The sequence below is a fragment of the Buttiauxella gaviniae genome (genome assembly GCF_040786275.1).
GTDB lineage: Bacteria > Pseudomonadota > Gammaproteobacteria > Enterobacterales > Enterobacteriaceae > Buttiauxella > Buttiauxella gaviniae_A.
Window position 1 is genome coordinate 504,942 of sequence record NZ_JBFMVT010000002.1, and the last position, 12,822, is coordinate 517,763.

The 12,822-nt window shown below is 53.1% G+C and carries 10 protein-coding genes; 1 reads left to right on the forward strand and 9 read right to left on the reverse strand.

What is annotated here, in order from left to right; translation table 11 throughout:
* Window positions 1-13 precede the first annotated feature (13 nt).
* On the reverse strand, window positions 14-1,975 hold the full coding sequence (gene mngA / locus AB1E22_RS03070; protein WP_437178366.1) for a PTS 2-O-a-mannosyl-D-glycerate transporter subunit IIABC: 1,962 nt from the start codon (window positions 1,973-1,975) through the stop codon (window positions 14-16).
* Between the two features lie 151 nt (window positions 1,976-2,126).
* Here mngA and AB1E22_RS03075 point away from each other — a divergent pair, with 151 nt between their 5' ends.
* Entirely contained in the window at window positions 2,127-2,843 is a 717-nt protein-coding gene (locus AB1E22_RS03075) for a GntR family transcriptional regulator (protein WP_367597312.1), read from the forward strand.
* Window positions 2,844-2,983: 140 nt separating this feature from the next.
* On the opposite strand, the gene sucD is transcribed toward AB1E22_RS03075, so the two are convergent.
* The 8 genes from sucD to sdhC all read right to left on the reverse strand — a co-directional run bounded on the left by sucD (window position 2,984) and on the right by sdhC (window position 12,730).
* Window positions 2,984-3,856 carry a succinate--CoA ligase subunit alpha gene (gene sucD, locus AB1E22_RS03080; protein ID WP_367594032.1) on the reverse strand — a complete coding sequence of 291 codons (873 nt, stop codon included), beginning with the start codon at window positions 3,854-3,856 and terminating at the stop codon, window positions 2,984-2,986.
* A complete protein-coding gene (gene sucC, locus AB1E22_RS03085; protein WP_367594033.1) occupies window positions 3,856-5,022 on the reverse strand; it encodes an ADP-forming succinate--CoA ligase subunit beta in 1,167 nt (388 codons plus the stop codon). Before sucC ends, sucD begins: the two co-directional genes overlap by 1 nt.
* Window positions 5,023-5,164: 142 nt before the next feature.
* Window positions 5,165-6,391, reverse strand: coding sequence for a 2-oxoglutarate dehydrogenase complex dihydrolipoyllysine-residue succinyltransferase (gene odhB, locus AB1E22_RS03090; protein ID WP_367594034.1), 1,227 nt, complete (start codon window positions 6,389-6,391; stop codon window positions 5,165-5,167).
* Window positions 6,392-6,405: 14 nt separating this feature from the next.
* Complete coding sequence (gene sucA, locus AB1E22_RS03095; RefSeq protein WP_367594035.1) at window positions 6,406-9,213, reverse strand: 2-oxoglutarate dehydrogenase E1 component; 2,808 nt, start codon at window positions 9,211-9,213, stop codon at window positions 6,406-6,408.
* A gap of 273 nt (window positions 9,214-9,486) precedes the next feature.
* Window positions 9,487-10,203, reverse strand: coding sequence for a succinate dehydrogenase iron-sulfur subunit (locus AB1E22_RS03100; protein WP_367594036.1), 717 nt, complete (start codon window positions 10,201-10,203; stop codon window positions 9,487-9,489).
* Window positions 10,204-10,218: 15 nt separating this feature from the next.
* Window positions 10,219-11,985, reverse strand: coding sequence for a succinate dehydrogenase flavoprotein subunit (gene sdhA, locus AB1E22_RS03105; RefSeq protein WP_367594037.1), 1,767 nt, complete (start codon window positions 11,983-11,985; stop codon window positions 10,219-10,221).
* A complete protein-coding gene (gene sdhD, locus AB1E22_RS03110; RefSeq protein WP_367594038.1) occupies window positions 11,985-12,332 on the reverse strand; it encodes a succinate dehydrogenase membrane anchor subunit in 348 nt (115 codons plus the stop codon). The genes sdhA and sdhD overlap by 1 nt, the downstream gene beginning before the upstream one ends.
* Entirely contained in the window at window positions 12,326-12,730 is a 405-nt protein-coding gene (gene sdhC, locus AB1E22_RS03115; RefSeq protein ID WP_367594039.1) for a succinate dehydrogenase cytochrome b556 subunit, read from the reverse strand. The genes sdhD and sdhC overlap by 7 nt, the downstream gene beginning before the upstream one ends.
* Window positions 12,731-12,822 lie beyond the last annotated feature (92 nt).

The following is a 12,822-nucleotide window of genomic DNA, read 5'->3' on the forward strand; positions in this document are numbered from 1 at the left end:
TGTTTGCCTTACTTCAGAGTGATGACGATAAAACGCTTTCGGTGGAGTATTTGCCCTGCTTAACCGCATGCCGCCGCCACATGATCAAAACAAAAGTTGAGATAAGCGAACCGATTAGTGCCGCGCCGAACCAGCCTGCGGCCGCTGCCATGCTGCTATGGTCGCCTGGGTGAAGCAGGAAGAGAGAGAAAATACCGGCGCCGGGGGTCGATAAACCAATATGCATCGCACCGACCATCGCGCCCGTTACGACCGACCCCACCAGGAAAGAACCAATCACCCGCACCGGATCTTCAATTGCCATGGGGATTGCCCCTTCCGTAATTCCCGCAAGCCCTAACAGCCAGGTTGATTTGCCGGTTTCAATCTCAAAATCTTTGAAAAGGCGAGGTGCTATCAGGGTCGAAGCGGTGACCGTAAAGGCCGATACCATTTTGACGGAGGCAAATATGGCGTAGGGCCCGTACACCCCGTTTGCCATTGCGCCAAGGCAAAATGCGTAGGAGGCTTTATTCACCGGCCCGCCGAGGTCAAACGAACACATAAATCCCAGAATCGCCCCTAACAATAGAGCGTTGCTGCCCGATAACCCATTGAGCCAGCGCGTCAAAGAGGTGTTAATCCACGCCACCGGCTCGCCGATCACAAACAGCATCAGACTGCCCGCAACCAGCGTGCCAATCACCGGATAAAGATAGAAAGTCAGAAAGCCGTTGAAGTTAGGGCTCAGGCGCACATGCTTTTTCACCCAGCGCATCAGATAGCCCGCAATTAAGCCCCCGACTACCCCGCCAAGGAAACCGGAGCCAATCATGTTTGCGGCAAGACCCGCCGCAAAACCAGGGCCGAGTGCTGGCTTATCCGCTAATGAATAGGCCGTGTAAGCCGCCAGAACCGGCACCATCAGCGTACCGAGCATGCCACCGCCGAGTTTGCGGTACATCCATAGCCATGAGTTTTCCAGATCGAACAAATGCTGAAGACCAAAAATCTGCGCCAGCAAAACCGCAACGGCTAAAACCGTCCCACCCGCGACAATCAACGGAACGGCAAACGAGATTCCGCTCAGTAATGCCTGCTTTAATTCTGTTTTAAAGCCCGGCCCAGATTGCACTTCATCTTGCTGGTGAACGCGTTTAGCTGAAACAGGTTTTAATGCCAGAGCCTGCTGCAAAATACGCTCGGCATGTTTGATGGGCTCCGCAACCGGCGTGGTGATGGCAGGAATACCGTTGAAACGCTCAACTTCTTTAATCGCGACTTCAGCGGCAAACACACAGGCCTGCGCCTGATTAATCTGCTTCGCGGTTAACCGCCCTTCAACGCCATTTGCGCCCTGCTTTTCGACATAAACATTGATGCCTAGTTTACGCCCTGCTTTTTCCAGATATTCAGCCGCCATATACGTGTGCGCGATGCCTGCCGGACAGGCGGTCACGCAAACCACCGTAGGCCGCGCGGCATCTTCTTGTACCACCGCACTTTCCGGCTCGCTGTTTAATAGAGACATAAATTCGTCAAAGGAGCTGGCCTGCATCGCTTTTGCGCGAACATCATCATCCACCAGCACAGTGGTAAGCGACGTCAGAAGCTGCATATGTGTAGATCCCGCCTCCCCTTTCGGGATCGCCAGCAAGAAGATCATCTCTACGGCTTCCGGCCCGTCGATCCCTTCCCACTCGATCGGCATTTTCAGCGTTGCGGCGGCAAAAGCAGCCTCTTTTACCGCATTGGTTTTACCGTGCGGAACCGCCAGCCCTTCCCCGAGCGCCGTTGGCCCTTGCGCTTCCCGGGCAAAAACTTCCGTAAGAAATTGTTCAAGATCGTTGAGTTTGCCAAGGGCAGAAAGTTGCTCTGCCAGCCCGCGAATGGCGGCATCCCGGCTTTCAAAAGTCGTTTGCAAACGGATTAAAGCCGGATGCGTTAACGGCGTCAGGTTCATCGTTTCCTCGCAAGGAGTGGGTTCCAATGCCATGCAGTCTACGGGGAAAAACAATACCTTTATGTGATCAATCTAACCTTATGCATTATTTGTATTAAATTTGTATTAATACTTATCGATTAACAGGAATGACGAATAGCGCTATTATCCATGGTGATTTCTAATGTTCTCAGGGGACTACGTGGTGGGTAAGAAACCGATGTACCGTCAAATTGCCGATGCTATCCGCCAGCAAGTCGAAAATGGCGAGCTGAAACCAGGCGATGCACTGCCAACCGAATCTGCGCTTCAAACAGAGTTTGCGGTTAGCCGGGTCACCGTTCGTCAGGCGCTTAAACAGCTTACCGAGCAGCAAATTATTGAGAGCATTCAAGGCAGCGGGTCATACGTTAAAGAAGAAAAGGTCAATTACGATATTTACCAACTGACCAGCTTTTACGAAAAACTGGCTGACCGGAACGTAGAAACGCATAGTGAAGTGCAGATTTTTGAAGTCACCAAAGCCGATGAATTTTTAGCCACGCGCCTGCAACTTGCCGGCGATGAGAAAGTCTGGCACGTAAAACGCGTGCGCTTTATCAAGCAAAAGCCCGTGACGCTTGAGGAAACGTGGATGCCGCTGTCGCTGTTCCCGGATCTCACCTGGGAGGTGATGGAAAACTCGAAATATCACTTTATCGAGAACGTGAAGAAGATGGTTATCGACCGTAGCGAGCAAGAGATCATTCCGGTGATGCCGTCAGAAGAGGTGGTGAAAGCGCTGGGCATTGACGCCAACAAACCGATCCTGGAAAAAGTCTCCTGTGGTTATCTGAAGGATGGACGTGTATTCGAATTCAGCCGCAACCTATTTAAAAGCGACGATTATAAATTTACGTTGGTGGCGCGGCGTAAGCACTAGCCATAAAAAAAGGCCGCTCATTGAGCGGCCAACCATGTCGAACATTATTATTAGTTCTATACCCTTTAGCATTCAAGTTGCAGGTAGGTGGCTAGTGAGTGCAGCCAACACCCCTGCAGCTTGAAGGATGACGGGTATACTTACTGAGGCAAAATAGACTTCAGTGCTTCACCGATGTCAGCCAGGCTGCGCACGGTTTTCACGCCTGCGGCTTCCAGCGCTGCGAATTTTTCATCCGCAGTACCTTTACCTCCAGCGATGATGGCGCCTGCGTGGCCCATACGTTTGCCTTTCGGTGCAGTCACACCGGCGATGTAGCCCACAACCGGCTTGGTCACATGATCTTTGATGTAAGCCGCAGCTTCTTCTTCAGCGCTACCACCGATCTCACCGATCATAACAATCGCTTCGGTTTTCGGATCTTCCTGGAACATCTTCAGGATGTCGATGAAGTTAGAGCCAGGGATCGGGTCACCGCCGATGCCTACGCAAGTAGATTGGCCCAGACCGATATCTGTAGTCTGTTTAACAGCTTCATAAGTCAGCGTACCGGAGCGGGAAACGATGCCCACTTTGCCCGGCAGGTGAATATGACCCGGCATGATGCCGATTTTGCACTCGCCTGGAGTGATAACGCCCGGGCAGTTTGGCCCGATCATGCGCACGCCCGCTTCATCCAGTTTCACTTTCACAGTCAGCATATCCAGCGTCGGGATGCCTTCGGTGATAGTGATGATCAGTTTGATGCCTGCATCGATAGCTTCCAGAATGGAGTCTTTGCAGAACGGGGCCGGAACATAGATAACAGACGCGGTTGCGCCCGTCGCTTCTACCGCTTCGCGCACGGTGTTAAATACTGGCAGACCCAGATGCTCGGTGCCGCCTTTGCCTGGCGTTACACCGCCAACCATTTGCGTACCGTAGGCAATCGCCTGCTCGGAGTGGAAAGTCCCCTGGCTGCCGGTGAAACCCTGGCAAATCACCTTGGTGTTTTTATCGATCAAAATGGACATTATTTCCCCTCCACGGCAGCAACAACCTGCTGTGCTGCATCCGTCAGACTTTTCGCTGCAATAATATTCAGGCCACTATCTGCCAATTTTTTCGCGCCCAATTCGGCGTTGTTACCTTCCAGACGAACGACCACTGGAACGTTAACACCCACTTCTTCAACCGCACCGATGATACCGTCTGCAATCAGGTCGCAACGCACGATACCGCCGAAGATGTTTACCAGAACCGCTTTCACTTTGTCGTCAGACAGAATGATTTTGAAGGCTTCGGTCACACGCTCTTTGGTTGCGCCGCCGCCAACGTCCAGGAAGTTTGCTGGTTCGCCGCCGTGCAGTTTAACGATGTCCATGGTGCCCATTGCCAGGCCCGCACCGTTAACCATGCAGCCGATGTTGCCATCAAGCGCAACGTAATTCAGTTCCCACTGTGCAGCCTGAGATTCACGCGCATCTTCCTGGCTTGGGTCACGCATTTCGCGCAGCTCAGGCTGGCGGAACAGTGCGTTGCCATCAGCGCCCAGTTTGCCATCCAGGCACACCAGGTCGCCCTGCTTAGTGATAACCAGCGGGTTGATTTCGATCAGCGCCAGGTCGCGCTCAAGGAAGATGTTCGCCAGACCCATAAAGATTTTGGTGAATTGCTGAACTTGTTTACCTTCCAGGCCCAGTTTGAACGCCAGCTCACGGCCTTGATAAGGCATTGGGCCTGCCAGCGGATCCAAGGCAATTTTGTGGATCAGGTGCGGGGTTTCTTCCGCCACTTTTTCGATTTCCACGCCGCCTTCGGTAGATGCCATGAACACAACGCGACGGGAGCTACGGTCTACTACCGCGCCCAGATACAGCTCTTTATCAATATCAGTCGCTGCTTCTACCAGAATCTGGTGAACCGGCTGACCATTGGCGTCTGTCTGGTAGGTTACCAGGCGTTTGCCCAGCCAGTGTTCAGCGAAAGCACGGATATCTTCTTTGCTGTTAACCACTTTCACACCGCCCGCTTTACCGCGGCCACCGGCATGAACCTGACATTTTACCACCCACGGACCTGCGCCAATTTTGGAGGCAGCTTCTTCCGCTTCACGCGGTGTGGTACAGGCGTAACCGACTGGAGCCGGCAGGCCATATCGAGCAAACAATTGTTTCGCCTGATACTCGTGTAAGTTCATGAGTTCTATCCATCCTTCAAAGTAATCATTATCTTTTACCCGTAGGTCTGATAAGACGCCGCAGCGTCGCCATCAGACATTACGTCGGATGGCGGCGTGAACGCCTTATCCGACCTACGGGGCAGGTGATATTTAAAAATTACTACACGTCCAGCAGCAGACGAGTTGGGTCTTCCAGCAGCTCTTTAATCGCGACCAGATAGCCCACAGATTCACGACCATCGATCAGACGGTGATCGTAAGAGAGTGCCAGATACATCATTGGCAGGATCTCAACTTTACCGTCAACCGCCATTGGACGATCTTTAATAGCGTGCATACCCAGGATCGCGCTCTGCGGCGGGTTAATGATCGGGGTAGACATCAGGGAACCAAACACACCACCGTTGGTGATAGTGAAGTTACCGCCGGTCAAGTCTTCAACGGTCAGTTTGCCGTCGCGACCTTTCACAGCCAGCTCTTTGATGCGTTTTTCGATGTCAGCCATACCGAGGGTATCTACATCACGCAGCACCGGTGTTACCAGGCCACGCGGCGTGGAAACCGCGATGCTAACGTCGAAGTAGTTGTGGTAAACCACGTCTTCGCCATCAATAGAAGCGTTCACTTCCGGATAGCGTTTCAGCGCTTCTACTACCGCTTTGATGTAGAAGGACATGAAGCCCAGACGCACACCGTGGCGTTTTTCGAAGGATTCGCCGTACTGTTTACGCAGCTCCATGATTGGCTTCATGTTCACTTCGTTAAACGTGGTGAGCATGGCGGTGGAGTTTTTCGCTTCCAGCAGACGCTCGGCAACACGTTTACGCAGACGCGTCATCGGTACGCGTTTTTCACTGCGACCAGCCAACGGTGCGACAGGGGCTTTGGTTTCTTCAGCCGCTTTAGCCTGAGCGGGTTGCGCCGCTTTAGCCTGAGTCAGATGCTTATCAACATCTTCACGGGTAATACGACCGCCAACACCGCTGCCTTTAATTGCGCTGGCATCCAGAGAATGCTCGGCAATCAGGCGACGAATCGCCGGGCTCAGCGCGTCATTGCTCTGCTCTTCCAAAGAAGCCTGCTGGCGCTGCGCCGGAGTAGACTCTTTGCTTTCGACTTTCGCTGATGTCTCTTTACCAGAGCTGTTGCCTTCACGCAGGCGGCCGAGGATTTGACGAGAAGTGACGGTGGTCCCTTCATCTTCCAGTACAGCATCCAGAACACCATCTGCCGACGCCGGTACTTCCAGTACCACTTTGTCAGTTTCGATTTCTACCAGCACTTCGTCACGGGTTACGGTGTCGCCCGGTTTTTTATGCCAGGTGGCAACAGTCGCATCGGCAACGGACTCAGGCAGGTCAGGAACGAGAATATCTACGCTACTCATTTTTTATCCTTTAATTAATCGACGTTCAGCGCGTCATTAACCAGATCTTGCTGCTGTTTCTGGTGAACGGACAAGTACCCTACCGCAGGTGATGCGGAGGCTGGACGACCTGCATAACGCAGACCTGATCCAAATGGAACTACTTCACGGAAATGGTGCTGGCTGCAATACCATGCGCCCTGGTTAAGCGGCTCTTCCTGGCACCAGACAAAATCATGTACGTGAGCAAAAGGTTTTAATGCTTCCTGCACCGCCTGGTGCGGGAATGGATAAAGCTGTTCGATGCGCACAATCGCGACATCTTTTTGGTCGTTCTTACGACGCTGTTCCAGCAAATCGTAATAGACCTTACCAGAACACATTACCACGCGTTTCACGCCGGCTGGATCAAGCTCGTCAACTTCGCCAATAGCAGGCAGGAAGGTGCCGTTCGCCAGTTCATCCATGGTGGAAACCGCCAGCGGATGACGCAGCAGGGATTTCGGTGACATCACCACCAGCGGGCGACGCATACCGCGCAGCGCCTGACGACGCAGCATGTGGTAAACCTGCGCCGGAGTAGAAGGCACGCAAACCTGCATGTTCTGCTCAGCACAAAGTTGGAGATAACGTTCAAGACGCGCAGAGGAGTGCTCCGGGCCCTGGCCTTCATAACCGTGCGGCAGCAACATCACCAGGCCACACATACGGCCCCATTTCTGCTCGCCGGAACTGATGAACTGGTCGATAACTACCTGAGCGCCGTTGGCGAAGTCGCCGAACTGCGCTTCCCAGATGGTCAGAGTGCGCGGTTCAGCCGTGGCATAACCGTATTCGAAAGCAAGCACCGCTTCTTCAGACAGCACGGAGTCCCAGACTTTGAACTGCCCCTGGCTGTTGTGCACATGCTGCAGCGGCGTGTAAGTCGAACCGTTAGTCTGGTTATGAATGACAGCGTGACGGTGGAAGAACGTCCCGCGTCCCACATCTTCACCAGACAGACGCACAGAAACGCCTTCATCCACCAGCGTGGCGTACGCCAGGTTCTCTGCTGCACCCCAGTCAAATTTCTTGCTGCCGTTCGCCATTTCCTGACGGTCACTGTAGATTTTCGCCACGCGTGACTGCATTTCAACGGTTTCAGGCGCGGTGCTGATGCGTTTTGCCAGCTCCTGTAAACGCTTCATTTCTACCTTATTCGGGTAGCTCTCATCCCATTCGTGGTTGAGATATGGCGACCAGGTAAATGAATGCATGTTCATCGGGCGGTATTCTTTCACCACGCATTCACCGGCATCCAGCGCATCGCGGTAAAGGTTCACCATTTCGGTGGCGTCTTCAAGCGTGGCCAGTTTTTCCTGCTCCAGACGGTCGGCGTAAATCTTACGCGGCGTCGGGTGCTTTTTGATTTTCTGGTACATCACCGGCTGCGTTGCACTTGGCTCATCAGCTTCGTTATGACCATGGCGACGGTAGCAAACCAGGTCGATAAACACGTCGCGCTTAAAGGTATTACGGAAATCCAGCGCCAGGCGGGTAACAAACGCAACAGCTTCCGGATCATCTGCATTGACGTGGAAAATCGGCGCCATCACCATCTTACCGATATCGGTGCAGTACGGCGTGGAACGCGCATCCAGCGGGTTAGAGGTGGTGAAACCGATCTGGTTGTTGATAACGATGCGAACGGTACCGCCCACTTCGTAACCACGTGCTTTGGACATGTTCAGGGTTTCCTGAACCACGCCCTGCCCAGCTACCGCTGCGTCCCCGTGAATGGTGATTGGCAGAACCTGGTTAATGCCTGGCTTTTCGAGCCTGTCCAGACGCGCACGCACAGAACCGATAACTACAGGGCTTACGATTTCGAGGTGCGACGGGTTAAACGCCAGCGCCAGGTGAACCAGGCCACCTTCGGTTTCAACATCAGATGAGAAGCCCATGTGGTACTTCACGTCACCCGTGCCGAGGTGTTCTTTATGTTTACCGGCAAACTCGTCGAACAGTTCCTGCGGCTTTTTACCCAGTACGTTGATCAGTACGTTCAGGCGGCCACGGTGTGCCATCCCCAGAACCACTTCACGGGTGCCGCTCTTGCCCGCATGGCGGATCATCTCTTTGAGCATTGGCACCAGCGCATCACCGCCTTCCAGCGAGAAGCGTTTCGCACCAGGGAATTTCGCCCCCAGATAACGCTCAAGGCCTTCAGCTGCGGTCAGTTCGCTCAGGAAGCGTTTCTTTTCCTCAACGCTAAACGTCGAGTGTCCCACTACCGATTCAATGCGCTGCTGAATCCAGCGTTTTTCTTCGGTGTTGGTGATGTGCATATATTCCGCGCCGATCGAACCGCCGTAAGTCTGCTTCAACGCATCAATCAAATCAGCAAGCTTCATGGTCTCTTTGCCGCCGGCAAAAGAACCTACGTTGAAGGTTTCCTGAAGATCGTCGTCGGTCAGATTATGGAATGACGGGGAGAGATCGGGAACCGCATCCTGCTTCCACAGGCCAAGCGGATCAAGGTTTGCTGCCTGATGCCCACGGAAACGCCAGGCGTTGATGAGCTGCAACACTTTGACTTGCTTGACGTCAGTGTCAGGGTCGGTAATTGCGGTGGAGTAACGTGAGGCATCCTTCGCCAGACGACGGAAATAATCACGTGTTTTGGAATGGAATTGATCCGGTCTGGCCCCGGTTCCAGGTAATTGCTGGAACATTGAGCGCCAGTGCGCATCAACAGAGTCAGGATCGGTTAAGAAGTCTTCATAGAGCTGCTCTATCCAGGACTGGTTTGCACCTGCCAGGTAAGAGGAATCCAGCCAGGCTTTCATTTCGCCGTTCTGCATCGTGATCCCTTAAGCATTTTTATGCTTATTTCGCCGTGAATAACTATTGCGTACACGTGTGGTACGCATTACCGGGGTTCACAACTACGAGCCATTTATCTTTACCGTTGACTCGCGAAGGAACCTTTAAAAACCGCCTGCTCGGCAGCTTTTAAAGATTTCCTGCACGGCTCCCATCCGGGAGCCTTTCGGTGGCTGACACTTCGTATATCCACCCTACATGTTGCATCGTAGGGCGGATAAGTCTGTGCCATCCGCCATTTGTTTGACTTACTAAGCACTTCTTTGCAGCAGCATCGACTTAATATGGCCGATGGCTTTGGTCGGGTTCAGCCCCTTAGGACAAACACTGACGCAATTCATAATGCTATGGCAGCGGAATACGCTGAAAGCATCGCTGATACCATCAAGACGGCTTGCGGTTTCCGTATCACGGCTGTCAATCAGGAAGCGGTACGCAGCCAGCAAACCTGCCGGGCCGATAAACTTGTCCGGGTTCCACCAGAATGACGGGCAGGACGTCGAGCAACACGCGCACAGAATACACTCGTACAGACCGTCCAGTTTTTCACGTTGCTCGGGGGATTGTAAATGCTCACGAGCGGGTGGATTTTGCCCATTATTCAACAAGTAAGGCTTAATCTTCTCATATTGAGCATAGAATTGCCCCATGTCTACCACCAGATCGCGCACAACCGGCAATCCAGGCAGCGGGCGGATAACAATCTTCTGCTTTCCGTTTCCCAGAGCCGAGATAGGCGTGATACACGCCAGGCCGTTTTTACCGTTCATGTTTACGCCGTCGGAGCCACAAACCCCTTCCCGGCATGAACGACGAAACGACAGCGTAGGATCTTTTTCTTTCAGTTGCATTAGCGCGTCAAGCAACATCATGTCGCGCCCTTCTTCCCCTTCCAGGGTGTACTCCTGCATACGCGGAGCATCGTCAACATCCGGGTTGTAGCGATAAATTGAGAATTCGAGTTTCATCACTTTGCTCCGCTATTAATAAGTACGCACTTTCGGCGGGAATGCCGGACGCAGTTTCGGCTGCATGTTCACCTCACGGCGCGTCATGCTTTCCGATTCTGGCAGATACAGGCTGTGGCACAGCCAGTTTGCATCGTCACGTTCCGGATAGTCGAAGCGGCTATGCGCGCCACGGCTTTCGGTGCGGAAGTTAGCGGAAACGGCGGTAGCAAAAGCGGTTTCCATCAGGTTATCAAGCTCCAGGCACTCAACACGCTGGGTGTTAAATTCGCTGGAAGTATCATCCAGACGGGCATTTTTCAGGCGTTCACGGATCTGTTTCAGTTGCTCAAGGCCCTTCGCCATGGCGTCACCTTCACGGAATACCGAGAAGTTGTGCTGCATACATTCCTGAAGCGCTTTGCGGATTTGTACTGGGTCTTCGCCGTTGCGGTTGCCGTTCCAGCGATTCAGACGTTCCAGCGCAACGTTAATTTCATCTTCGCTGGCATCACGCAGTTCGCCTTGTTCCTGGATAGACTCCAGCAGATGCAGGCCCGCAGCGCGGCCAAATACCACCAGGTCAAGCAGCGAGTTGCCGCCCAGGCGGTTTGCGCCGTGAACCGATACGCAGGCAATTTCACCCACGGCAAACAGGCCTGGAATAACAATATCTTCACCCTGCTCGTTCACCGTCAGCGCCTGGCCGGTTACTTTGGTCGGAATACCGCCCATCATGTAGTGGCAGGTTGGGATAACCGGAATTGGCTCTTTAACCGGGTCAACGTGTGCAAAGGTCCGAGACAACTCAAGAATACCCGGCAGACGTGACTCCAGAACCTCTTTGCCCAGATGGTCGAGTTTCAGTTTAGCGTGCGGACCCCATGGGCCATCGCAGCCACGTCCTTCGCGGATTTCAATCATGATGGAACGCGCCACCACGTCACGGCCCGCCAGATCTTTGGCGTTCGGCGCATAACGCTCCATGAAACGCTCGCCGTGTTTATTCAGCAGATAACCGCCTTCACCGCGGCAACCTTCGGTGACCAGTACCCCTGCGCCAGCAATGCCGGTTGGGTGGAACTGCCACATTTCCATATCCTGCACCGGAACACCGGCACGCAGGGCCATACCTACACCGTCACCGGTATTAATATGTGCGTTAGTGGTGGACTGATAAATACGGCCTGCACCACCGGTTGCCAGAATGGTCGCTTTCGCTTTGAAGTAAACCACTTCCCCGGTTTCGATACACAGCGCGGTACAGCCTACAACGGCGCCATCTGCGTTTTTCACCAGATCAAGGGCGTACCACTCAGAGAAAATCGTGGTTTTGTTTTTCAGGTTTTGTTGATACAGGGTGTGCAACAGGGCGTGGCCGGTACGGTCAGCCGCAGCCGCAGTACGTGCCGCTTGCTCGCCGCCGAAGTTCTTCGACTGGCCGCCAAACGGGCGCTGATAAATTGAACCATCATCAAGACGGGAGAACGGCAGCCCCATGTGTTCCAGCTCCAGAATCGCTTCAGGGCCGGTTTTACACATATATTCAATGGCGTCCTGGTCACCGATATAGTCGGAACCTTTTACCGTGTCGTACATGTGCCATTCCCAGTTATCTTCGTGGGTATTACCCAGCGCTACGGTAATGCCGCCCTGCGCAGACACGGTATGGGAACGGGTTGGGAAAACTTTAGACAGCAAGGCGCACGTCTGGCCACCTTGTGAAATTTGCAGTGCGGCACGCATACCTGCACCACCAGCACCGATAACAACGGCATCAAACTCTCTGACTGGTAAACTCATTACACACCCCACACCACAACGAATCCATAAATGACGTAAACCAGCAGGGCCACAACAATGATCAGTTGCAGGCCAAGGCGAATCGCCACTGGTTTAACGTAGTCGGTCAACACCTGCCACATGCCAATCCAGGCATGGATCAAAATCGAAAACAGAGTCAGCAGGGTAAACACTTTGGTGAAAGCGGAGGCAAAGAACCCACTCCAGACCGGATAGGTTAATTCACCGGCCATGGCGATAAAGCCAATCATATAAATGATGTACAGGGTTATAACGATAGCGGTGGCACGAACCAGCAAAAAGTCATGCACGCCATTGCGACCTAATGCGGAGGCATTGCTTACCATACGAGGACTCCTGCGAGAATTGAAAGCACGACAGTTAACACAAATGAAATCATTGCGGATCGTTTGCCCGCTATCAGGGTCTCTTCCAGTAAACCGGTGTCCATCATGATGTGGCGAATGCCCACAACAACGTGATAAGCCAGCGCGGTAAGGATGCCCCACATAATGAATTTAACGAAGAAGCTGTCCATGATTGCCGACGCAACGAGGAAGCCTTCCGGAGACGAGAGTGACTGGCCGAGTAACCAAAGTAGTATGCCAACAGCCACAAAGGTGATCACGCCGGATACACGATGGAGGATGGAAGCGATTGCAGTGACGGGGAACTTGATCGTTGTGAGATCAAGATTTACAGGTCGTTGTTTTTTCGCATTTTTTATCATGAATAGCGCCCACATGCTGTTCTTATTGTTTCCTTCCTCCGGGTCTGCAGGCGGGGTCAGACAGCGTGAACTTTCTATAACTGTGCGTCATGCAAAAACAGCTACGT

Excerpts from the sequence above, each read along its gene's own strand:
- mngA (WP_437178366.1), bottom strand. The coding sequence starts at position 1,975 with ATGGCATTGGAACCCACTCCTTGCGAGGAAACGATGAACCTGACGCCG.
- sucD (WP_367594032.1), bottom strand. The coding sequence starts at position 3,856 with ATGTCCATTTTGATCGATAAAAACACCAAGGTGATTTGCCAGGGTTTC.
- sucC (WP_367594033.1), bottom strand. The coding sequence starts at position 5,022 with ATGAACTTACACGAGTATCAGGCGAAACAATTGTTTGCTCGATATGGC.
- odhB (WP_367594034.1), bottom strand. The coding sequence starts at position 6,391 with ATGAGTAGCGTAGATATTCTCGTTCCTGACCTGCCTGAGTCCGTTGCC.
- sucA (WP_367594035.1), bottom strand. The coding sequence starts at position 9,213 with ATGCAGAACGGCGAAATGAAAGCCTGGCTGGATTCCTCTTACCTGGCA.
- AB1E22_RS03100 (WP_367594036.1), bottom strand. The coding sequence starts at position 10,203 with ATGAAACTCGAATTCTCAATTTATCGCTACAACCCGGATGTTGACGAT.
- sdhA (WP_367594037.1), bottom strand. The coding sequence starts at position 11,985 with ATGAGTTTACCAGTCAGAGAGTTTGATGCCGTTGTTATCGGTGCTGGT.
- sdhD (WP_367594038.1), bottom strand. The coding sequence starts at position 12,332 with ATGGTAAGCAATGCCTCCGCATTAGGTCGCAATGGCGTGCATGACTTT.
- sdhC (WP_367594039.1), bottom strand. The coding sequence starts at position 12,730 with ATGTGGGCGCTATTCATGATAAAAAATGCGAAAAAACAACGACCTGTA.